At 68.6% G+C, this 22,469-nt stretch carries 21 protein-coding genes and 1 tRNA gene; 18 read left to right on the top strand and 4 right to left on the bottom strand.

Going from position 1 to position 22,469, the window contains the following annotated elements:
* Positions 1-144: 144 nt before the first annotated feature.
* The gene (locus ACFVDO_RS03795; protein WP_378858494.1) at positions 145-1,056 is read right to left on the bottom strand and encodes a hypothetical protein; all 912 of its coding nucleotides are present in this window, start codon (positions 1,054-1,056) and stop codon (positions 145-147) included.
* Between the two features lie 76 nt (positions 1,057-1,132).
* Between ACFVDO_RS03795 and ACFVDO_RS03790 the strand changes: the two genes are divergently transcribed.
* The 6 genes from ACFVDO_RS03790 (at position 1,133) to ACFVDO_RS03765 (ending at position 6,211) form a co-directional block, all read left to right on the top strand.
* Positions 1,133-1,648: a hypothetical protein gene (locus ACFVDO_RS03790; RefSeq protein ID WP_378858495.1), complete on the top strand. Its 516-nt coding sequence runs from the start codon at positions 1,133-1,135 to the stop codon at positions 1,646-1,648.
* A complete protein-coding gene (locus ACFVDO_RS03785) occupies positions 1,645-1,986 on the top strand; it encodes a hypothetical protein (RefSeq protein WP_378858496.1) in 342 nt (113 codons plus the stop codon). Before ACFVDO_RS03790 ends, ACFVDO_RS03785 begins: the two co-directional genes overlap by 4 nt.
* A gap of 127 nt (positions 1,987-2,113) precedes the next feature.
* A complete protein-coding gene (serA, locus tag ACFVDO_RS03780; protein ID WP_378858497.1) occupies positions 2,114-3,718 on the top strand; it encodes a phosphoglycerate dehydrogenase in 1,605 nt (534 codons plus the stop codon).
* Between the two features lie 168 nt (positions 3,719-3,886).
* A complete protein-coding gene (locus ACFVDO_RS03775; protein WP_378858498.1) occupies positions 3,887-4,258 on the top strand; it encodes a YciI family protein in 372 nt (123 codons plus the stop codon).
* 4 nt (positions 4,259-4,262) lie between these two features.
* Complete coding sequence (locus tag ACFVDO_RS03770; RefSeq protein ID WP_378858499.1) at positions 4,263-5,483, top strand: RNA polymerase sigma factor; 1,221 nt, start codon at positions 4,263-4,265, stop codon at positions 5,481-5,483.
* 56 nt (positions 5,484-5,539) lie between these two features.
* The gene (locus tag ACFVDO_RS03765) at positions 5,540-6,211 is read left to right on the top strand and encodes a hypothetical protein (RefSeq protein ID WP_378886830.1); all 672 of its coding nucleotides are present in this window, start codon (positions 5,540-5,542) and stop codon (positions 6,209-6,211) included.
* A 93-nt stretch (positions 6,212-6,304) separates the two neighbouring features.
* On the opposite strand, the gene ACFVDO_RS03760 is transcribed toward ACFVDO_RS03765, so the two are convergent.
* Positions 6,305-6,847, bottom strand: a complete 543-nt coding sequence (locus ACFVDO_RS03760) for a TetR/AcrR family transcriptional regulator (RefSeq protein WP_378858501.1) — start codon at positions 6,845-6,847, stop codon at positions 6,305-6,307.
* 102 nt (positions 6,848-6,949) lie between these two features.
* On the opposite strand from ACFVDO_RS03760, the gene ACFVDO_RS03755 reads away from it, so the two are divergent.
* The 9 genes from ACFVDO_RS03755 (at position 6,950) to ACFVDO_RS03715 (ending at position 16,726) form a co-directional block, all read left to right on the top strand.
* On the top strand, positions 6,950-8,479 hold the full coding sequence (locus tag ACFVDO_RS03755; RefSeq protein WP_378858502.1) for an MFS transporter: 1,530 nt from the start codon (positions 6,950-6,952) through the stop codon (positions 8,477-8,479).
* Between the two features lie 34 nt (positions 8,480-8,513).
* Entirely contained in the window at positions 8,514-9,563 is a 1,050-nt protein-coding gene (locus ACFVDO_RS03750; RefSeq protein WP_378858503.1) for a 3-isopropylmalate dehydrogenase, read from the top strand.
* Positions 9,564-9,617: 54 nt separating this feature from the next.
* A complete protein-coding gene (locus ACFVDO_RS03745; RefSeq protein ID WP_378858504.1) occupies positions 9,618-10,730 on the top strand; it encodes a branched-chain amino acid aminotransferase in 1,113 nt (370 codons plus the stop codon).
* A gap of 139 nt (positions 10,731-10,869) precedes the next feature.
* Entirely contained in the window at positions 10,870-11,640 is a 771-nt protein-coding gene (locus ACFVDO_RS03740; RefSeq protein ID WP_378858505.1) for a fumarylacetoacetate hydrolase family protein, read from the top strand.
* Complete coding sequence (locus ACFVDO_RS03735) at positions 11,637-12,917, top strand: MFS transporter (protein ID WP_378858506.1); 1,281 nt, start codon at positions 11,637-11,639, stop codon at positions 12,915-12,917. Before ACFVDO_RS03740 ends, ACFVDO_RS03735 begins: the two co-directional genes overlap by 4 nt.
* Positions 12,918-12,926: 9 nt before the next feature.
* The gene (locus tag ACFVDO_RS03730) at positions 12,927-13,676 is read left to right on the top strand and encodes a class I SAM-dependent DNA methyltransferase (protein ID WP_378858507.1); all 750 of its coding nucleotides are present in this window, start codon (positions 12,927-12,929) and stop codon (positions 13,674-13,676) included.
* Positions 13,677-13,719: 43 nt separating this feature from the next.
* On the top strand, positions 13,720-15,231 hold the full coding sequence (gene gltX, locus ACFVDO_RS03725) for a glutamate--tRNA ligase (RefSeq protein WP_378858508.1): 1,512 nt from the start codon (positions 13,720-13,722) through the stop codon (positions 15,229-15,231).
* Between the two features lie 30 nt (positions 15,232-15,261).
* Complete coding sequence (locus ACFVDO_RS03720) at positions 15,262-16,563, top strand: threonine/serine exporter family protein (RefSeq protein ID WP_378858509.1); 1,302 nt, start codon at positions 15,262-15,264, stop codon at positions 16,561-16,563.
* A 91-nt stretch (positions 16,564-16,654) separates the two neighbouring features.
* Positions 16,655-16,726: transfer RNA gene (locus ACFVDO_RS03715), tRNA-Gln, on the top strand.
* A gap of 47 nt (positions 16,727-16,773) precedes the next feature.
* Here the strand turns inward: ACFVDO_RS03715 and ACFVDO_RS03710 are convergent.
* On the bottom strand, positions 16,774-17,511 hold the full coding sequence (locus ACFVDO_RS03710) for a GH25 family lysozyme (protein ID WP_378858510.1): 738 nt from the start codon (positions 17,509-17,511) through the stop codon (positions 16,774-16,776).
* Positions 17,512-17,641: 130 nt separating this feature from the next.
* Here ACFVDO_RS03710 and ACFVDO_RS03705 point away from each other — a divergent pair, with 130 nt between their 5' ends.
* The 3 genes from ACFVDO_RS03705 to ACFVDO_RS03695 are packed head-to-tail and all read left to right on the top strand — an operon-like array spanning position 17,642 to position 21,086.
* Positions 17,642-19,357, top strand: a complete 1,716-nt coding sequence (locus tag ACFVDO_RS03705) for an amino acid permease (protein WP_378858511.1) — start codon at positions 17,642-17,644, stop codon at positions 19,355-19,357.
* 1 nt (position 19,358) lies between these two features.
* Positions 19,359-20,180, top strand: a complete 822-nt coding sequence (locus tag ACFVDO_RS03700) for a glutamate ABC transporter substrate-binding protein (RefSeq protein ID WP_378858512.1) — start codon at positions 19,359-19,361, stop codon at positions 20,178-20,180.
* A 33-nt stretch (positions 20,181-20,213) separates the two neighbouring features.
* Positions 20,214-21,086, top strand: a complete 873-nt coding sequence (locus ACFVDO_RS03695) for an LLM class flavin-dependent oxidoreductase (protein ID WP_378858513.1) — start codon at positions 20,214-20,216, stop codon at positions 21,084-21,086.
* 17 nt (positions 21,087-21,103) lie between these two features.
* On the opposite strand, the gene ACFVDO_RS03690 is transcribed toward ACFVDO_RS03695, so the two are convergent.
* Positions 21,104-22,468 (bottom strand): permease prefix domain 1-containing protein, encoded by a 1,365-nt coding sequence (locus tag ACFVDO_RS03690; protein ID WP_378858514.1) that lies wholly within the window; start codon positions 22,466-22,468, stop codon positions 21,104-21,106.
* Position 22,469: the final 1 nt, after the last annotated feature.

Genomic DNA, 22,469 nt, shown 5'->3' with positions numbered 1-22,469 from the left:
TCCCGCCTGCGGCAACGTCGGCGCACGCGGGATGGCGACACGGTATCGACGATCTCTTACTGGCGAATTACCGAGGTGGCTCGCCCCCAGACGCAAGAAAGAGACACCCCCGAAGGGATGTCTCTCTCCTGGGATCTCGCGCCGTCAGTTCGCGGGCACCTCGTCCTTCACGACGATCGGCGCTTCAGACGGATCGGCCCACTCCGGCTTCGGCAGCGGCGTGCTCTCGTTGCCCGCCTGGATCTCGCGCAGCGCGGCGGCGATCTCCTCGGAGTTCTCGGGCACGGGCAGCCCGCAGGTCTTCAGCTCGGAAGCGAAGCGCAGCGTGAGGCGCTGCTTGCCCGCAGCGACGGCCTCGGCCGTGGTGCCGGTGATCTTCTCGCTGCCGGTCTGGATGTCGGGCACCTGGTCGCACACGTGGTAGACCTTGCCGCCTTCGACCCAGACCACCTGGTCCTTGCCGAGCAGCTGGATGACCGTGGACTGGTCGGCGTTGTACTGCTCGACCGAGGCCGGGGCGAAGTCGATGCCGATGTACGTTGCGATCAGAGCCAGCACGACGCCGACGATGCCGGCAGTGGCCTTCTGCCCCTTGTCCATGTCCTTGTTCAGGAAGATCAGGATGACCAGCGGCAGGAACGCGACGATCGCGATGATGGCGCCGAGCTGGTTCTGCACGAAGAAGCGTGCCTTGTCGGACTTGCGCGCCGGGTCGAGGCGGTTCGCCTTCTTCCAGAGCACCGATCCGGTGATCGACAGTGCGGCGATGACCACGAGAAGCACGAGCAGTGAGATGAACGCCCACTGCGGGAAGATCGCTGTCGCACCGCTCTCGGTCACCAACCCTGTGTCGGGGTCGCGGGTGAACGTGCCGGCCTCGCCGACATACACACGCTGCCGCAGCAGCCAGAAGATGCCGACCGCCTCGCCGACGATCGCGAGCGCCCACAGCACCGCGGCGATCCAGCGGAACGTGGTGGCCTTCTTCTTCGCTTCGGGCGTGGGCTTCCAGCCCGGCGCATCCGTCTCGACTGCCTGTTCGCCGCTCTCCGCCACGATGGCTCCCCTCCTGAGTGTTTCCTGAACGCCCCGAGCCTACTGGGCGCATGATTCCGATCGCTACGCTGGAGACATGACATCCGATCCCGACGATGACGCCCTGAGCTGGGACGGCGACTCCGAGGCGGAGCGCCCCACGCTGCCGAAGGGCTGGCAGGCCGTCGGCCGGGGGAGCGAGCTGGTCGAGCCTGCACCCGCCCTGGATGCCTCGCCCGAGACCCCCGCAGTGCCGGAGGCCGCGTCCTCGGCCCCGGCTGCGGAGGCAGAGGACGATGATGACGAGGAGTTCGAAGGGCTCTCCACCGGGATGCTGCTCGCTCTCGGTGCCGTCGGCGGCATCTACCTGCTGTACACGGTCGGCTGGCTGGTGGGCGGGCTGCGGATGCAGGCCGGCGCGCTGTTCCTGATCCCGAGCGTGATGTACACCGCGACGCTCGTGATCGCGGTGGCGGCGCCGGCGCTGTGGTTCGCTGCCTCCTGGATGCTCACCCGGAACGCGCGCAGCTGGGTGCGCATGACCGCATTGATCGCCGGAGTCGTGTTCCTCGTGCCCTGGCCCTTCGTGATGACCGGGGGAGTGGCCGCATGACCGCCGCAGAGAACACCGTCGAGTCTGCGCCCTCGGGCTTCCGCTCCGCGCTGTCCGGGTTCATCACCGGGCTCGCCGGGCTCGCATACGCCTATCTGATCTGGAACGCCATCGCGTTCCTCATCGGAGTCGCGCCGCTGGGTCTCGCGGCGATGGACTGGGTGGCGCTGCTGTTCGCCGCCGTGCTGCCGGCGCTGGTCTTCACCGCGGCCATCGTCCTCGCACGCCGTCGCACGCTGTGGCAGTGCGTCATCGTGCTGCTCGCGGGTCTGGGTCTTTCGGCGGTGTTCTGGCTGAACGTGCTGTCGTACATGATGCGCAGCATCGCCATGGGCTGACTCGCGGGACGTCACACGGTCGGGAGCAACGAGTCGGCTCGGGTACAGTGGTGCTCGATCGCGCCCCCGACGGTGTGCGGCGCATCGGCTCTCTCCCGCCCTGCCGCGCTGCCCCGAAGGATCCACTGTGCCGAAGCCCGTCGTGCTCATCGCCGAAGTCCTCTCTCCTGCCACGATCGATGCCCTCGGGCCCGATTTCGACGTCCGTGACGTCGATGGCACCGACCGCGAGGCGCTGTTCGCCGCGCTCGCCGATGCCGACGCGGTGCTGGTCCGCTCGGCCACGAAGATCGACGCCGAGGCGCTCTCGCACGCGCCGAAGCTCAAGGTCGTCGCCCGCGCGGGCGTGGGCCTCGACAACGTCGACATCAAGGCGGCCACGGCCGCTGGTGTCATGGTGGTCAACGCGCCCACCTCGAACATCGTCTCGGCAGCCGAGCTGACCGTCGGTCACGTCTTGAGCCTGGCGCGGCATATCCCCGCCGCACACGCTTCGCTGGCCGCCGGTGCGTGGAAGCGCTCCAGCTTCACCGGCACCGAGCTGCTCGAGAAGACCGTCGGCATCGTGGGCCTCGGCCGCATCGGCGCCCTGATCGCCGCCCGCCTGAGCGGCTTCGACGTGCGCCTGGTCGCCTACGACCCCTACGTCACCAGCGCCCGCGCGCAGCAGCTCGGCGTGCAGCTCGTGTCGCTCGAGGAGCTTCTGGCCGAGGCCGACTTCCTCACCATCCACATGCCGAAGACCCCCGAGACCACCGGAATGATTGGCGCCGAGCAGCTCAAGGCCATGAAGCCGTCGGCCTACGTCATCAACGTCGCCCGTGGCGGCCTGATCGACGAGGAGGCGCTGCTCGAGGCGCTGCAGACCGGTGAGATCGCCGGCGCCGGACTCGACGTGTTCACTTCGGAGCCGCCGGCAGAGGGTAGCACCGCCCGTGCGCTCACCGAGCTGCCGAACGTGGTCGTCACCCCGCACCTCGGCGCCAGCACCGAGGAGGCGCAGGAGAAGGCCGGAATCTCGGTCGCCCGCTCCGTTCGTCTTGCGCTCGGCGGCGACCTCGTTCCCGACGCGGTCAACGTCGCCGGCGGCGTGATCGACCCGTACGTGCGTCCCGGGATCGCGCTGGTCGAGAAGCTCGGCCAGGTGTTCTCCGGCCTGGCCCAGTCGCCGCTGACCAGCCTCGACGTCGAGGTCCACGGTGAACTGAACGACTACGACGTGAGCGTCCTCAAGCTCGCCGCCCTCAAGGGCGTGTTCGCGAACATCGTCAGCGAGACCGTCTCGTACGTGAACGCCCCGCTGCTCGCCGAGCAGCGCGGCGTCGCGGTGCGGCTGCTGAAGGACGACGTCAGCGAGGAGTACCGAAACGTCATCACGCTGCGCGGCGCCCTCTCCGATGGATCGCAGCTGTCGGTCTCGGGCACCCTGACCGGTCCGAAGCAGATCGAGAAGCTGGTCGGCATCAACGACCACGCCCTCGAGCTGCCGCTCGGCCAGCACCACGTGGTGATGCTGTACACCGACCGCCCCGGCATCGTGGCCGTCTACGGCCAGAAGTTCGGCGAGGCCGGCGTGAACATCGCCGGCATGCAGATCGCCCGCCGCGCCGCGGGCGACCAGGCGCTCAGCGTTCTCACTCTCGACTCGCCGGTCGGCGACGACCTGATCGACGAGATCCGCACCGCGATCGACGCCGACCTGTTCCGCCAGATCGAGATCACCGAGATCTGACACCGGCACCGAACGGCCCGTCCTCGCGAGGGGCGGGCCGTTCGTCGTTCCGCCCGCGAGGAAGTTCTGAAAGAATCTGGGCGAGCTGTCGATTTCGAAGGATGCTCCACGTCGTATCGGTGTTCGACACCTCAGCGGGCCGCAGGCCCGCCCGACGAAGGAGTAACGATGTCCGACGAGTACATGATCATCATCCGCGAACCGGAATGGGACTACTCCGGCAGCTCGCCGGCGCAGATGGAGGCCGATCTCGCAGGCCACAAGGCGTTCCAGGCGGCTGTTGCGGCCGCCGGCCAGCGGGTCACGGCCGGCGTGCCGCTGCGCGCGCAGGCCGAGGCCTTCCGCATTCAGCCCGGTGCCGATGGCCCGGTCTTCACCGACGGACCGTTCGGCGAGACCCGCGAGGTCGTCACCGGGTTCTACGTCTTCACGGCCGACTCGGTGGAGCAGGCCCGCGAACTCGCGGCACTCGTGCCCACCGGAGGCTGGCTCGATGTGCACCCGGTGCTGGACATGGCCGCAGCCCGGCCCGCGTCCTGACACGATGACCGATCGGATCGAGGATGCGTTCCGCGCGGACGCGGGGCGCATCCTCGGTGCTGTCGCCGCCTACACCGGTGACCTGCAGCTCGCCGAGGACGCCGTGCAGGAGGCGTTCCTGCGCGCGATCGCGCAGGAGAAGGCGGGCGTCGCGCTCGCGAACCCCTCGGCTTGGATCACGACCGCTGCGCGTCGCGCCGCCGTCGACTCGATCCGCAGGACGCGCACGGCAGCGAAGGCTCTGCCGGCGCTTGCCGCCGACACCGCGACCGTCACGGCGGATGCCGCAGGCTTCGCCTTCAGCGGCGATGAGCGGCTCGAACTGATCCTGACCGTGTGCCATCCCGACCTCACCGAGGAGACGCGGCTCGCCCTCGCCCTGCGCTTCGCCTGCGGCATCGCCACGCGCGACGTCGCGGCGATGCTGCTGGTGTCCGAGTCGACGATGGCGGCACGGCTGACCAGGGCGAAGAAGCGGCTGCGCGACTCCGGCATCCGGTTCGCGATGTCGGATGCCGGGCAGATGCGTTCCCGGCTGCCCGACGCGCTCTCGGTGATCTCGCTGCTGTACACGACCGGGTATGCCGCGCCGACGACCGAGGGCGGGCGACGGCTGTGCACGGATGCCGTGGAGCTCGCGCGCGATGCGCGGCGGATCGCCGGTGACGACTCCGAGGCTCTGGGGCTGCTCGCTCTGCTGCTGCTCACCGAGGCGCGGCATCCGTCCCGCGTCGATCCTGCAGGGGAGCTGGTCTCTCTCTCAGAGGCGGATCGTGCGCTGTGGGACCGGGCGCTGATCGCCGAGGGGGAGGCTCTCGCCACAGATGCCCTCACCGCCGGCACCGGCCGGTTCGCCCTGCAGGCCGGCATCGCCGGGGTGCACGCGATCGCGGCGGACTGGGATGCGACGGACTGGCCGGCGATCGCCCGGCTCTACGACGGGCTCGTCGCGCAGTGGCCATCGCCTTCGGCGAGGCTGGCCAGGATCGTCGCCAGGGGTTACGCGGATGGGATCGGTGCCGAAGGTGCGCGCCTAGAGCTGGATGCTGACGAGGCGTTGTTCCGGGGATCACTCGCCGCGCAGGCGTTTGCGGTGCGCGCCGAACTCAGACTCCGCGGCGGCGATCCGCAGGGCGCGCGAAACGATCTGCAGGAGGCCATCGGGCTCTCGTCCGCGCCGGCTGTGCGGCGATATCTGGAACGGCGAGTCCGACAACTGCGATAATCGCACCCACGGGATCCTTCCGCGTGCGGTTCCGTCAACGATGCGAGGGGCAGGCTGTGATGGATGCAGGCAACGAGGTCGACGACGCCGAAGGTGTCACCCGGCTCCGTCGTCGCACCGTCATCAGGGGTGCCGCGTGGGCTGTGCCCGTCATCGCGGTGGCCGTGGCAGCTCCGGCGACTGCTGCCTCGGCTTTCACCTGTCCTCCGGTGTCGGCTGCGGCCGAGTGGGCGGTCGCCATACCGGCACGGGACACCAGCGGAGAGTTCACCACGTCCGGGAACGCGGCGTGGGTGAGCATCGACGGAAGATCCGCCTGGCAGCTCTCGAAGGACAACAGGAGCGCCACTCAGGACGCGTTCGCGGAGACCTTCTCCGAAATCGACATGGTGTCTGGTGCGACGTACACATTCATGATCGAGGTGGCGGCGAACTACCTCAACAACACGCCCCCGAACCCGGGCAACATGAACATCGGCGGCCAGTCGATCCAGATCCGGCTCAACGGGATCAGCGTCCAGGACTACACGACGAGAGCTGCCTGGTCCGGGGGCACGCAGATCTCAATGGGCACCAGCGGAAGTCGACAGTGGAACACCTTCACCTTCACGTACACCGCGACCTCGAGCGGGCCCGTGGCGATCGATTATTTCAACCGCCTCGCTCCTGGCCTCTCCAACGACGACATTCTCGTCGCGATGCCGGTCCTCGTCAGTTGCGTCGTATGACTGCTCAGGCCGCGCTGCGACGGGCTCGTCGCGCTGCGGCCATCGCCTTCGGCAGGGCTGGCCTCGATCATCCTGCGTGGAGAACGTTCCCGGCTACGCCGTCGCCTTCAGCACCAGAGCGATGAGCGCCCGCATCCGCTCCTCGTCGGGGACGAGACGGTCGCCGCCGTCTCCGCCGAGCGCGTTGTTGAAGTACAGGCCGTCGCTGAGCATCATCACCAGGTCCAGGGCCGCCTCGTCGCGTACGCGCGGGGCGATGGTCGCCGACCAGCGCCGGCGCACGTCGTTCAGCGCGCTGACCGCCGCTGCGTGCCCGCCCTGGGCGAGTCGTGAGGTGGCGATGAGGGCGCGGTCGAGCGGGTCGTCGATCGCGACCGAGGTGCGCAGGTAGTAGGCGACGGCGCCCTCATCGGCGGTCTCCATGCGCTGCACGTCCGCGTCGACGAGGTCGGAGAGCCGCTGGATCAGCCCGGCGGCGAGATCGTCCTTCGAACCGAAGTGATAGAGCAGGCCGCCCTTCGACACACCGGCCGCGCGGGCGGTGGCGTCGAGGGTCGCCGCGCGTTCGCCCTCTTCGATGAGGAGGCGCTCGTAGGCGTCGAGCACGCCTTCCTTGGCGCGGGGCGGGCGCGGCATCGGGACTCCTCTGCTCAGTGGATGCTCAGTCGTTCTTCCATTACTATACCAACCGGACGGTATAGTTATCTGGTCGTCCGCGAGACAAGGAGAAGTGACAGCATGACCACCACCGCATCGATCCCCGTGCAGGAGACCGACGGACCCCGCGTCGGAGCGCGCGGCTGGTGGGCGCTCATCGTGCTCATGCTGCCGGTGCTGCTGGTCTCGGTCGACAACACCGTGCTCAGCTTCGCGCTGCCCGAGATCTCATTGGCGCTCTCGCCGAGCGGGGCTGAGCAGCTCTGGATCATCGACGTCTATCCGCTCGTACTGGCCGGGCTCCTCGTGACGATGGGCACGCTCGGCGACCGGTTCGGCCGGCGTCGGATGCTGCTCATCGGCGCGACGGGCTTCGCGGCCGTCTCGGTGCTCGCGGCTTTCGCGCCCACCGCGCTCACGTTGATCGGCGCCCGCGCGCTGCTCGGCTTCTTCGGTGCCATGCTCATGCCGTCGACGCTGTCGCTGCTGCGCTCCATCTTCACGAACCGCGATCAGCGCCGAATGGCCATCGCGGTGTGGGCATCGGCGTTCTCGGCGGGCTCTGCCCTGGGGCCGATCGTGGGCGGCTTCCTGCTGGAGCACTTCTGGTGGGGCTCCGTCTTCCTCATCGCCGTCCCCGTGCTCATCCCGCTGCTGATCTGCGCGCCGCTGCTGGTGCCCGAGAGCCGTGACCCGAACCCCGGCCGCATCGATCCGATCAGCATCCTGCTGTCGATGGCCGCGATGATCCCCGTCGTGTACGCGATCAAGTCCTTCGCGGTCGACGGCCCGACCTGGGCAGGAGGGGCGTGGGCCGCACTCGGCATCCTGATGGGCGCGCTGTTCGTGCGCCGTCAGCTGCGCGCTGAGATCCCCATGCTCGACATGGCTCTGTTCCGGCGGGGCTCTTTCTCGGGCGCCATCCTGGTGAACCTGCTCAGCGTCGTCGCGCTGGTCGGCTTCCTCTATTACGTGTCGCAGCACCTGCAGCTGGTGCTGGGCCTGACGCCCATGGTCGCCGGGTTCGCCCTGGTGCCGGGCATGGCCGCCATGATCGTGTCCGGTCTGGCGATCGTGCCGGTCTCGCGTCGCGTCTCGCCGCATATCCTCATCCCCGCTGCGCTGGCGTTCTCGGTGCTCGGCTACCTGCTGGTGGCCTTCACGAGCGGGTCGATCGCGGCGCTCGTGCTGTCCTTCGTCTCGCTCGGGATCGGCATCGGCGCTGCCGAGACCATCTCGAACGAGCTGATCCTGGCCAGCGCGCCCCCCGAGAAGGCGGGAGCCGCCAGCGCCGTCTCCGAGACGGCCTACGAGCTCGGCGCAGTCCTCGGTACCGCGATCCTGGGTGGCATCATCACCGCCTTCTACCGCGGCGCGCTGGTCCTGCCCGAGGGGTTGGACGCCTCGGCCGCGGATGCTGCCCGCGAGACATTGGCCGGTGCGTACACCGTCGCGCACGGTCTGCCGGACGCTCTGGCCACGCAGGTCTGGGATGCCGCGACCGCAGCCTTCGGGTCGGGCGTGGGCGTGACCTCGATGATCGGTGCCGGTCTCGTGGTGCTCGCGGCGGTCATCGCGGCGACTACGCTGAAAACACGCACCCGCTCCTGAGGCGTGGCGGGGCGGTCCCCGAGCAAGGAGTGTCATGTCGCGTGTCGTGAAGCTGGCCGTCATCCCCGGTGACGGCATCGGACCCGAGGTCATCGCCGAGGCGGAGAAGGTGCTCGATGCCGTCACCGCCGGTGGCGACACGACATTCGAGAAGACCCGCTTCTCGCTCGGTGCCGCCCGCTATCTCGAGACCGGCGACACGCTCACCGACGACGACCTCGACGCGATCCGCACGCACGACGCCATCCTGCTGGGCGCCGTCGGCGGTCAGCCCGGCGACCCGCGGCTCAAGGATGCGAACATCGAACGAGGTCTGCTGCTGAAGCTGCGCTTCGAGCTGGACCACTACGTCAACCTGCGGCCGTCGAAGCTGTTCGCCGGTGCTCCCGGCCCGCTGGCCGAGCCGGGTGAGGTCGACTTCGTCGTCGTCCGAGAGGGAACCGAGGGGCCCTACGTGGGCAACGGCGGCAGCATCCGCCGCGGTACGCCGCACGAGGTGGCGAACGAGACGAGCGTGAACACCGCCTACGGCGTCGAGCGCGTCGTGCGCTACGCCTTCGAACTGGCCGAGCGGCGCGACAACCGCGTCACTCTGGTGCACAAGACCAACGTGCTGGTGAACGCCGGCGGGCTGTGGAAGCGCGTCGTCGACGAGGTGGCGAAGGAGCACCCCGGCGTGGCCGTAGACTATCTGCACGTCGACGCGGCCACGATCTTCCTGGTCACCAACCCTTCGCGCTTCGACGTGATTGTCACCGACAACCTCTTCGGCGACATCCTCACGGATCTGGCCGGCGCCGTCACCGGTGGCATCGGACTCGCCGCCTCGGGCAACATCAACCCCGCCGGCGCCTTCCCCTCGATGTTCGAACCCGTGCACGGCTCGGCCCCCGACATCGCTGGTCAGCAGAAGGCGGATCCGACCGCGGCCATCCTGTCCGTCGCCCTGCTGCTCGACCACCTCGGGCTGCGCGACGAGGCCGCCCGCATCCAGCAGGCGGTCGAGCAGGACATCGCCGAGCGGGATGCCCCGCGCACCACCGCGCAGATCGGCGACGCGATCATCGCCCGACTGCGGGCGTAATCTGGATTCCGGCGCACTACTCGCCCAGCTTTCGACCTGTCAGGACACCACATCATGACCATCGGACTTCCCCTTCAGGCTCCTTCTCCCGCCGGCCTCATCTGGCAGGTGACCCGTAACGAGAACGCCCGTTCCGACGCCGAGCGCGAGGAGATCCTGCGCGACCCCGGGTTCGGCGTGTACTTCACCGACCACATGGTCGACCTGTGCTGGTCCGAGAAGGGCGGTTGGCACCGCCCGCGCGTGCAGCCCTACGGGCCCATCCCGCTCGACCCCGCCGCCGCGGTGCTGCACTATTCGCAGGAGATCTTCGAGGGTCTCAAGGCCTACCGGCACACGGACGGCTCGGTGTGGACGTTCCGTCCCGACCGCAACGCCGCGCGACTGCAGCGCTCGGCGCGGCGACTCGCCCTGCCCGAACTGCCCGAGGAGCTCTTCGTCGAGTCGCTCAAGCAGCTCATCGCGGTGGACTCGTCGTGGGTGCCCAGCAACCCCGAGGAGAGTCTGTACCTGCGGCCTTTCATGTTCGCCAAGGAGGCGTTCCTCGGTGTGCGGGCCGCGAAGAAGGTCGGCTACTACCTGATCGCCAGCCCCGCCGGTGCGTACTTCCCGGGCGGCGTGCAGCCGGTGAACATCTGGCTCTCCACCGACTACGCCCGCGCAGGCCACGGCGGCACCGGCGCGGCCAAGACCGGTGGCAACTACGCCTCCAGCCTGCTGCCGCAGGAGGAGGCCTACGCCAAGGGATGCCAGCAGGTGCTGTTCCTGGACGGCGAGTACATCGAGGAGCTCGGAGGCATGAACCTCGTGCTCGTCACGAGCGACGGCCGCCTGCTCACGCCGGAGTCCGACTCGATCCTGGCCGGCATCACACTCGCCTCGATCCTGCAGCTCGCCGAGGACCGCGGTCTGAAGGTCGAGCAGCGCAAACTGTCGATCAACGAGTGGCGCGAGGGCGCGGCATCCGGTGAGATCGTCGGCGCATTCGCCTGCGGCACCGCCGCGGTGGTCGTGCCGATCGGCAAGCTGATGGCCACCGACTTCGAGATCGTGCACGAGGGTCCCGAATCGACCGAGCTGGCGATGTCGCTGCGCGAAGAGCTCACGGACATCCAGTACGGCCGCCGCGAGGACAAGCACGGCTGGCTCGTCCGCCTGGACGCCTGACCCGTCGCCGCCCTTCGTCTCGTCGCTTCGCTCCTCGCTCAGGATCCGACCACCGGGTCCTGAGCGAGCGAAGCGAGCGTCGTACTGAGTGAGCGAAGCGAGTCGAAGTGACGAAGGGCGCTTGACTAGGCTTGCTCGGGTGAAGATCGCGCGTTTCAGTCACCAGGGCAGCATCCGATTCGGCATCGTGGATGACGGTGACCTCGTCGTCCTCGACGGCGACCCGATGTTCGCGGGCTACGAGCCGACGGGGGAGCGCGTTCCGCTTGCGGACGCCGCGCTGCTCGCGCCCGTGATCCCACGGTCGAAGGTGCTCTGCGTCGGCCGCAACTACCATGATCACGCGGCCGAATTCGGCAACGTCGCCCCCGAGGAGCCGCTGCTGTTCCTGAAGCCGAACACAGCGGTGGTCGGCCCCGGCGATGCCATCGTGCGCCCCGTCGCGCTGTCGGAGCGTGTCGAGTTCGAGGGCGAACTGGTCGCCGTGATCGGCAAGGTCACCAAGAACGTCAGCGTCGAGAACGCACTCGAGCACGTCTTCGGCTACACCGTCGGCAACGACGTGACCGCGCGCGACCTGCAGCGCAAGGACGGCCAGTGGACGCGCGGCAAGGGCTTCGATACCTTCGCCCCGCTCGGACCGCTCATCGAGACCGAGTTCGATGACGCCACGGCGACCATCGAGACGCGAGTGAACGGCGAGGTGCGTCAGCACGCGCCGCTGTCCGACATGATCCACTCCGTCGCCGACATCATCGCCTACGCATCCGCCGTGTTCACGCTGCTTCCGGGCGACGTGATCATGACCGGCACCCCGGCGGGCGTCGGCCCGATCGTCGCCGGCGACACCGTCGAGGTCGAGGTGTCCGGTATCGGCACGCTCCGCAACCCTGTGCGCGACGCCTCGTGACCACGACCGCACTCGAGCAGGGCGATCTGGAGCGCATCCAGCGCCGCACCGTCGGCATACTCGCGCTCGGCCAGGTGCTCGGCGGCATCGCCTTCGGCGCCACCGTGTCGCTCGGCGCGCTGCTGGCCGCCGATCTCTCCGGTGACGACGCGCTGTCCGGTCTTGCGACGGCGTCTGTCACCCTCGGTGCCGCGGCGGCGGCCATCCCGCTGGCCCGGTTCGCCGGCCGGTTCGGCCGCAGGCTCTCGCTGACCGCGGGCAACCTGCTCGCCCTGGTCGGGGTGAGCATCGTGATCACAGCGGCGTCCGTCCGCAGCTTCCCGGTGCTCCTGGTCGGCGTCATCCTGATCGGCATGGGCAACGCCGGCAGCCTGCAGTCCCGGTTCGCAGCGACCGACCTCGCTTCGGCGCAGCACCGCGGCCGCGACCTGTCGATCGTGGTCTGGTCCACGACGATCGGCGGCGTAGCCGGTCCGTTCCTGCTCACTCCGGGTGAGGTGGTCGGGCAGGCGCTCGGGATGCCGCACCTCACCGGCTCCTACGTCTTCTCACTGATCGCACAGGCGCTCGCCCTCGTGCTGTACCTGATCGCGCTGCGGCCGGATCCGCTGCTGCTCGCGCTGCGGCTGGCGACGGACGGCTCCAGGACCGCGGCGCTCGGCTCCTCTGTGGACCGCCCCGTCGCCGCGCGCTACGCGATCTTCGCCGTCTCAGGCTCGCATGCGGTGATGGCCTCGGTCATGGCCATGACCCCGATCCATCTGTCGCACATGGCACACGGCATGCACGGCATGGAGACCACCGAGACGGATGTCACCACGCTCGTCGGGCTGACGATCGGTCTGCACGTGGCCGGCATGTACGGGCTGTCGCCGGTGTTCGGCATCCTTTCCGACCGTTGGGGGCGCGTGCGCGTCGTACTGCTCGGCCAGGCGCTGCTCACCGCATCCCTGCTCACGGCGATCTTCGCCGGCGAGAATCCGGTCGGCGTGATGGTCGCGCTGATCCTGCTGGGCCTCGGCTGGAGTGCGGCGACCGTCGCGGGCGCCGCGCTGCTGACCGAGTCGTCGACCACGCTGCAGCGACCACGAAGGCAGGGCATCAGCGACTCGCTGATGAGCCTGACCGCCGCCGTCGGTGCCGCTCTGGCCGGATTGGTGCTGACGAACTTCGGCTACGGGGGCCTCGGCGCGACCGCTCTCGTGATCGTCATCGCGATCACCGCGCTGTCGCCGCTCGCGCGCACCGGACGGGAGCGCGTCGAGGTCGCACCCTAGGCTGTCGGGATGAGCGACAGCGACGTGCCCAGCGACCTGTGGACCAAGGCGGCCGCGGACGGCTACGACGACCCGGACGATCCGATGTTCGCACCGGAGCTTCTCGCGGCGACGACCGCCTTCCTCGCCGAGCGTGCGGAGGGACGGCCTGCGCTGGAGTTCGCGATCGGCACCGGGCGCGTCGCGATACCGCTGCACGAGCGCGGCATCCCCGTGAGCGGTCTGGAGTACTCGCCGGCAATGGCCGCGCGGCTGCGGGAGAAGACGGAGGCGATCCCGGTCGTGATCGGCGACATGTCCTCCGCCACTGTGCCGGGCGAGTTCGGTCTCGTGTACCTGGTCTTCAACACGATCGGGAACCTCTGGACACAGGACGCACAGGTGGAGTGCTTCCGCAACGCCGCGCGCCACCTCGTGCCCGGCGGCAGGTTCGTCGTCGAGGTCGGGGTTCCGGCGGTGCGCAGGATGCCGCCGGGGCAGACCGCCGCGCCGTTCGACGTCTCCGAGCAGCACATGGGCATCGACACCTACGACTTCGTCACCCAGCGCGCGATCTCGCACCACTACTCCCGTCAGGACGACGGCAGTTACCGGTACGGCGCGCTTCAGTTCCGCTACGTCTGGCCTTCGGAACTCGACCTGATGGCGCGCCTCGCGGGCATGTCGTTCGAGTCGCGGCACGCGGACTGGAGCGGCGCGCCGTTCACCTCGGAGAGCGAGTCGCACGTCTCCGTGTGGCGAAAGGATGCCGCGTCCTGACGCGCCGTGGAGCGGCATCCGCTCTCAGTAGAATCGAAGGGCTATGGCTACTCCTGATCCCCGCACCACCACCGCCACCGGAGCCGATATCCGCGTGCGCTTCTGCCCGTCGCCGACCGGTCTGCCGCATGTCGGCCTGATCCGCACGGCCCTGTTCAACTGGGCGTACGCGCGGCACAACGGCGGCAAGCTCGTCTTCCGCATCGAGGACACCGACGCCGCTCGCGACAGCGAGGAGAGCTACCAGCAGCTGCTCGACGCGCTGCGCTGGCTCGAGATCGACTGGGACGAGGGCGTCGAGGTGGGCGGCCCGAACGGACCGTACCGTCAGTCGCAGCGCCACGACATCTACCGCGAGGTGCTCGACAAGCTGGTCGCCGCAGGGCTCGTCTACGAGAGCTTCTCGACCGCCGAGGAGATCGACGCCCGCAACGAGGCGGCCGGTCGCGCCAAGCAGCTCGGCTACGACAACCACGACCGCGACCTCACCGACGAGCAGAAGGCCGCGTTCCGCGCCGAGGGTCGCCAGCCCGCGCTGCGCCTGCGCGTTCCCGACCACGACCTCACCTTCGTGGACCTTATCCGCGGCGAGGTGACCTTCCCGGCCGGCAGCTTCCCCGACTACGTGATCGTGCGCCCGAACGGCGTGCCGCTGTACACGTTCGTGAACCCTGTCGACGACGCGCTGATGGGCGTCACGCATGTGCTGCGTGGCGAGGACCTCATGCCGTCGACCGCACGCCAGCTGGCGCTGTATGCCGCGCTGATCGACGCCGGCGTCACCACGTTCATCCCGCGCTTCGGGCACATGCCCCTCGTGCTCGGCGAGACCGGCAACAAGAAGCTCTCCAAGCGCGACCCGAAGGCCGACCTGTTCCTGCACCGCTCCAGCGGCATGATCCCTGAGGGGCTGCTGAACTACCTGGCGCTGCTCGGCTGGTCGATCGGTCCCGATCGCGACGTGTTCTCGCGCGACGAGATGGTCGCCGCGTTCGACATCGCCGACGTCAATCCGAACCCGGCCCGCTTCGACCAGAAGAAGGCCGTGTCGATCAACGGCGACCACATCCGCATGCTCGACGGCAAGGACTTCGCCGAGCGGCTGCTGCCGTACCTCGCGGCGGCCGACGTCTTCGGCGGCGCGGAGCCGACGCACGAGCAGATCGTGCTGGCATTCCGCGCGGCGCCGCTGGTGCAGGAGCGCATGCAGCTGCTGGGCGAGGCGCCCGGCATGCTCGGCTTCCTGTTCGCCGACGAGGTCTCCTACGAGGACGACGCGATGAAGGGGCTTCCCGCGAACGCGGCCGAGGTGCTGCAGGCATCCGTCGCCGCCCTCGAGCCGCTCGAGTCGTTCACGCCCGAGACGATCCAGGAGGCGCTGTCCGCCGCGCTGATCGATGGCCTCGAGCTGAAGCCGCGGGTGGCCTACGGTCCGCCGCGCGTCGCGATCACCGGCCGCCGGGTCTCGCCGCCGCTGTTCGAGTCGATGGAGCTGCTCGGCAAGGACGAGTCGCTGCGCCGGCTGCGGGCACTGGGGGAGAAGCTCGCGGACTGATCCGCTCGAACCTCGAGGAGGGAACCGGACGTGACGGATGTCGCGACCTCGGAGTCCGGTACGGACGTGATCCTCGGCGACCTCGGCGTGCTGCTGCTGGAGTGCGGCACGTCGGTCACCGACGTGCGCGGCACGCTCGAGCAGGTGAGCAGACGGGCGCTGCCCGACTCGCCGGTCGAGTTCGCGATCCTGCCCGAGATGGTCATGGTGAGCCGTCCCGGCGCGGCATCATCGACGACGACCGTGATCGGGAAGGGCGCGGCGCTCACGTTCCGGCAGTCCGCGAAGGCCAGCCGGCTCGTGCGCGACCTCGAGTCGGGCGCGCAGCCGCTGACGGCGGCGCCGGCGCGGATCGCGGCGATCCGCGCGACGCCGAGGCGGATGCCGGCACTGCAGAGCCTGATCGGCTGCGGGCTTCTGGCCGGGTCGCTGGCCACCCTGTTCCGCTGCCCGTGGTGGGCGATCGTGCTCGCGCTGGTCGTGGGCCTGCTGGTCGGTGGGCTGACCCTGCTGATGATGCGGGTGCGCGCCGCGGCCGCGGTGGCGCCCTTCGTGTCGGCGTTCGTCTCGACGATCCTCGTCGGCGCCGTGGCGAGCGGGTTGGATCTCGGGCCGGTCCCGCTGTTCGCCGTCTGCGCGCCGATCGCCATCCTGGTTCCGGGTGCACTCATCACGAACGCCCTTCTGGAACTGACGTCGACGGACATCGTCACCGGCGCATCCCGGCTGATGTACGGCCTGATCATGCTGGCCTTCATGGCGGCCGGCGTGTTCGCCGGCGCATCGCTGACCGGGATGCACATCGACTCGGCATCAGCCGCACTCGTGGGCGACGCCGTGCAGCTGACCAACGACCATGGCGGATGGCAGGCGCTGCCGCCGCTGTGGGTGGCGTGGATCGCGGTGGTGATCCTCGCGATCGGCATCGGGCTTGCGTTCGGATCGGGATTCCGGCTGACCGTCGTGTGTGTCGTGGTGATGACCGGCACCTACGCCGTGCTCGCGCTGCTCAGCCCGGTGATGGGCAACGTCGTGGCGACCGGGGTCGCCGGAGCACTGCTCTTCGTCGCCGCTCGCGTACTCGAGCGCGTCACGCTGGCGGTGCCTGCCACGGTGTCGTTCCAGCCCGCCTTCCTGCTCCTGGTGCCCGGCACCATCGGCCTGGTGTCGCTGGCCAGCTTCGACCCTCAGGCCGTTACGACGGCGCTGATGATGTTCCTCAGTCTGAGCATCGGCACGAAGGTCGGTGCGCTGCTCGCCGATCTAGCCCGCATCACGCGATCGACCGTGTTCCTGCGCTGGGTCAAGCCCGCCCGCATGGGGGAGCTGTGACCCACGACGCGCGCGGGAATCCGAGCCGGTTTGGCGCCTGGTGGTGCGTCGGGTAAGCTTGACTCTCGGTGCGGAGCTCCGGTTTCGCCCTTGGGGTATGGTGTAATTGGCAACACAGCGGTTTCTGGTACCGCCATTCTTGGTTCGAGTCCAGGTACCCCAGCAGAAATGAAAACCCCCGCTCCGGCGGGGGTTTTCTGCGTCACGGGATCACTTCGCGAGCTCCGCCATCTGCTCCCGCGTGCCGTTGAACACGTTCATGTCGATGTATTGCTCCTCACCGACGTAGCCGTCGAGCCGGTCGTGATCGGAGTACTGCCAGATGGTCCAGTCCCGTCCGTCGTTCAGCCGCGGCGGGATTGCCAGCGAGCGGCTCCAGATCGGATTGTCGGGGTAGGCGCCCGACAGATAGCGGTCGTAGGCCTGGGATGTCGCGTAGATCACCGGCGGTGATCCGTAGTGCTCCTCCAGCCTCTCCAGCAGCGGGCCCAGGATCGCGTCCACCTCCGCCCGCGTCGGCGGGTGAGCGAAGAAGTCGCCGTAGTACTCAAGGTCGAGAGCGATGGGCAGGGTTGCGCCGCCGGGGACTGTCTCGATGATGTGCGCGGCCTGCGCCTCTCCGCTGCTCTCGAAACTCACGAAGTGGTACGCGCCGACCAGCAGATCGGTCTTCATCGCACCCGTCCAGTTCGCCTCGAACCGCGAGTCGACGGCCGAGGAGCCCTCGGTCGCCTTGATGTAGGCGAAGTCGATGTCCTGAGCGCCGAGAACCTCCCAGTCCACTTCGCCCTGATACGCGGAGATGTCGATGCCGCGCACGGAGTATCCGGCGGCGAGCATCCGCGACGGCCAGAGGACGCCCGTGAAGATCAGGGTCGCGAGGATGCCGAGCGCCCCGACGACGCTCGCAGACACGACGATCAGGCGCCTTCGGGTTCGTCGACTCATGGCCCCAGTCTGTCCCATGTTGTTGCCGTCGTCGTGGGGGACGTGCCATTCTCGAATGCACATCAGCGCCCTTGCTCCGAGCCGCACGCGACCCGCCCCATCGGCGAAAGCGGTGATCAGGGGGGATCGCATGTCCCAGATGGATGCCACGCAGCTCACGCACGAGGCCGGCCACGATACCGAGCACGACGCCGAGCAGGAGGGGTACAAGAAGAGCCTGAACCGCCGCCAGGTGCAGATGATCGCCATCGGCGGCGCGATCGGAACGGGGCTCTTCCTCGGCTCGGCATCCAGGCTGAACAGCACCGGGCCGGCCCTCGTGCTCAGCTATGCGTTCGTCGGCGTGATCGCCTACTTCCTGATGCGCGCGCTCGGTGAGCTCGTGCTGTACCGCACGACGTCCGGCGCGTTCGTCTCCTGGATGAGAGAGTTCTTCGGCGAGAAGGCGGCGTACTACACGGGCTGGATGTACTGGACGAACTGGGCGCTGACCGGCATCGCCGAGCTGAGCGCCGTCGGCCTGTACATCCAGTACTGGTGGCCGCAGATGCCGACCTGGGCGACCGTCCTGATCGCGCTGGCCGTCGTACTCATCGTCAACCTGCTGTCGGCGAAGGCCTTCGGCGAGTTCGAGTTCTGGGCCTCGGTGCTCAAAGTCGCCGCCATCGTGATCTTCCTCGTCGTCGGCACCGTCGTGGTGGTGTTCAGCATGGACGTCGGCGGCCACAGGGCCGGCATCCAGAACCTCTGGGCGAATCCCGGCGGCTTCTGGCCGACGGAGGCGCCGTTCGCGTGGTACGGGCCGATCATCGTGATGTCGGGTGTCGTGTTCGCCTATGCGGCCATCGAGATGGTCGGAATCGCGGCCGGCGAGATGGAGAATCCGAAGCGCGAGGTGCCGAAGGCCGTCAACGCGGTGATCATCCGCATCGGTGTCTTCTACTGCGGGTCGCTGCTGCTGCTGGTGTGCATCCTGCCGACCAGCGAGTACACGGCGGGTATCAGTCCCTTCGTGACGGTGTTCGGCAAGATGGGCATGCCATGGATGGCGAACGTGATCCAGGCGATCCTCATCGTCGCAGCCATGTCGTCGTTGAACTCGGGGCTCTACACCACGGGCCGCGTGCTGCGCAGCCTCGGCATGGCCAAGCAGGCGCCGGGATTCACGCTGAAGATGAGTGGGGCGGGCGTGCCGTGGGCCGGCATCGTGATGACCGCGGTCGTCTACGTGCTCGGTTCGATCCTGAACGCGGTGAGCCCCGACGCCTTCGAGATCGCTCTGGAGGCCGCGTCGATCGCGGTGGTGTTCACCTGGGCGACGATCTTCCTCTGCCAGCTGCGGCTGCGACGACTCAGCGACAGGGGAGTGCTGCCGGCCAGCACGTTCCGCGCGCCCGGCACGCCGTGGACGAGTTACCTGGGGCTCGCGTTCCTGGCTTTCGTCATCGTGGGTATGGCGATCTCGGGCTGGCAGGCCTCGCCGTACTTCTGGCACAAGACCGGGTTCGTCGTGGTGGTCCTCGGCATTCCCGCCCTGTTCCTGATCTTCGAGCTCGGCTGGCTGATCGTGAAGCGCCGCGTCGCGGCGCACACCGGCGATCGGATGCTGGGCAAGTGGACCGACACCGGGCTGCGCTATCCGCCGCAGCCGCCCGGTCCGCGAACGGAGTCGATCGCCGCCCTCGGCACCCTGCAGTTCGAGTACGTCGAGGATGACGATGACGAAGACGATGATGACGACGAGGAGGACTTCCACCTCGAGGTGCATGAGTGGGACAACCTCGATGAGCCTGACAAGAACCCCCCGCCGGATGCCGGGGACGGCGATGCCGAAGGGAGCAGGTGAGATGCGTCGTCTCATCGCCGCCGCGGCCCTGCTGTCGACCGCGCTGCTGGTCGCCGGATGCTCCACCACGCCGCCGCGGAACACCGAGGACAACAAGGCCACGGGGTCGGCCACCCTCACGATCGGGATCGCCGACGACCTGCCCGGCGTCAGCCTCAAGACCGATGAGGGATACGCCGGCTTCGACATCGACACGGCGAACTACGTCGCTGGGAAGATCGGGGTGCCCACGAAGAACATCACCTGGCAGCGCATCGATCAGGACGAGCGGGTGAGTGCCCTGACATCGGGCGAGGTCGACATGGTGGTGTCGACGTTCTCGATCACTCCGGAGCGCGAGAAGGAGATCGCCTTCGCCGGGCCGTACTTCACGGCGCATCAGGACCTGCTCATCCGTCGCAACGACGACACCATCACGGGGCCGGAGACCCTGGACGGCAAGAAGGTGTGCGCGGCCGCGGGCACCACGTCGATCGACTACCTCACCGAGCACTACCGCGGCGAGATCACCGTGGTGAAGGTGCCGTCCTGGTCGGAGTGCGTGCGCGACCTCGTCTCGGGCTCGGTCGACGCCGTGTCGACGGACGACGTCATCCTGGCCGGATTCGCGTCGCAGCCCGAGTACAAGGGGGTGCTGCGCGTCGTCGGCAAGGGCTTCACCGATGAGAATTACGGGATCGGGCTCAAGAAGGGTGACAACCGCCTGGATCAGGTGCGGGATGCGCTGAAGGAGTACATCTCGTCCGGTGCCTGGAAGAAGTCGCTGGACGCGAACGTCGCCCCGTCGGGGTACGCGATCCCCGCTCCGCCGACGGTGCAGTGACGTCCGGTGCCCGAGCGTGACTAGCCTGGGTTCATGCGAACCAGCACCTGCATCCTGCCCGTCTGGCGATGGGGCGAGGCATCCGCGATCTGGCGGGCCGCCGATGAGCTCGGGTTCCACGCCGCCTACACCTACGACCACCTGTCCTGGCGGTCCTTCCGCGACAGCACCTGGTTCGGCGCTGTGCCGACGCTCGCGGCGGCCGCGACGGTCACCTCGCGCGTGCGGCTCGGCACGCTGATCACCTCGCCGAACTACCGGGAGCCGGTGCTGTTCGCGAAAGACGTGATGACGCTGGACGACCTCTCCGGCGGAAGGATCACGGTCGGGCTCGGTGCGGGCACGACCGGCTTCGACGCGACTGTGCTCGGCCAGGAGCCCTGGTCGGCGCGCGAACGGGCCGACCGGCTGCGCGACTTCACGATGCTCCTCGACCGGTTGCTGACCGAACCTGCAGTCACGCAGGCGGAGGGCGCCTACCTCGCGCACGAGGCGCGCAACATCCCCGGGTCCGTGCAGAGCCCGCGAGTGCCGTTCGCCATCGCCGCGACAGGACCGCGGGGTTATCGTCTTGCGGCGCAGTACGGCCAGGCGTGGGTGACGACGGGCGACGGCGAGACCGCGGCCGAGTCGCGTGCGGCGGTGCGCGAGCAGGTCTCCCGTCTCGAGCGGGCCTGCGAGGAGGCCGACCGGGATCCGGCGAGCGTCGAGCGCATCCTGCTCACCGGGTTCACCGGCGACCGGCCTCTGGACGGTGCCCAGCAGTTCCTCGACACCGCTCGCGCGTACCAGGATGCCGGGATCACCGAGATCGTCCTGCACTGGCCGATCCCCGATACACAGTTCGCCGCCGATCGGGACGTCTTCGAGCGGATCATCACCGAGGGTGCGCCGCAGCTCACCTGAGCGGACGGGGCGGCTCCTCAGGCGAAGGCGAACGCCGGTGGGAAGACCACCACGACGAGAGCGGCCCAGACCAGGAGCACAGGCAGGAAGATCGTCTGCCAGCGCTCCAGCGCGGCCAGAGTCGAACGTCCGCGCACGAAGCGCAGCTGCAGTCCGAGGGAACCCGCGAGGTTGATCAGCAGGATGAGGTTCAGGCCGAGTGAGGCCAGCTTGTTCGGACTGGTTCCATAGGTGCCGATCCTTCCGATCATCGCTGACAGCACGACGAGGTCCACGACGATCGCTGCGCACACCATCACGATCTGCAGCGTGTCGAACCAGCCGGGGCGGGCCTCCGAGCCTCGCGCGGAGATGGCGTAGAGCAGCAAACCGACCACGATGACCAGCACGGCGTCGAAGACGATGAGGATCTCACGACTGCCGTCGATGAGGGCGCCCGATGCGAGCTGAACACCCGAGGCGACGATGAAGGCCAGCAGCAGGGCGGTGAACAACGGCGTGAACACCTTCGTCAGCACCGGTGCGATGTTCTCGATCACGGACTGCTTCGCCTCGACCAGCCATGCCGCGATCACCACCGCACCGGCGGCACCGCACGGGATGAGCCAGTCCGTGACGAAGGAAGTCGCGTCGGCGCCGACCGCGGAGAAGACTCCCACAGTGAGGCCGGCGAGGACCGCGCCGCCGAGCGCGAGCAGGGCCATGTACGCGACCCATTCGCCCGTGAAACGGACGAAGTCCATGCCGTGCACACGCCACGCGCCTCCGGTGTAGACGATGCCGATCACGAGCCAGAGGGCGACCACCGAATGCAGGGCGGCGAGCATCAGGGTGTCGTCGCCCCAGGTGAACGGATAGAGGTTCAGCACGAGCGCGGCCGCGGCGAAGGAGGCACCGACGGTGACGAGGATCGCCCAGGACGCGCTGCGTCGGATCAGGAAGTATGCGGCCGGCGCCGCGAGTCCGAGGACAGCGGCGTTGCGCAGGACTTCGTCCGGCGCGGCGCCGAAGAGAGCGGGGAGCTTGATCAGCAGCGCGCCGGCGACAGCGAGGACGAGCGCGAGCAGCAGTCCTGCGCGGCCGTGACGCGCCGGCTCAGGGAGCACCAGCTGCTTCCAGAGGCGGTCCGAATGCTCCCTGGCGAACTCGCGGGACAGGTCGTCGAGTCGGCCGAGCCTGCCGACGGCGACGAGGAACGCCTCGTCAGGCGCCAGGCGACCACCGGCCATGAGGTCGTCGATCTGATCGCGCAGATGCGACTCGAGTTCGTCGACGTCGGCGCCGATCGCATCCCTGCGCTGCACGTAGTGGCGCCATTCGGCGATCCGCGTGTTCAGGGTCTCCTGGCTGTCGGGTGCAGCCGGGGAGTGTGCGGCATCCATC

The sequence above is a fragment of the Microbacterium sp. NPDC057741 genome (assembly GCF_042798735.1).
Classification (GTDB): domain Bacteria; phylum Actinomycetota; class Actinomycetes; order Actinomycetales; family Microbacteriaceae; genus Microbacterium.
The sequence above is the reverse complement of the archived record's forward strand: the minus strand, read 5'-3'. Positions and strand labels throughout refer to the sequence as shown.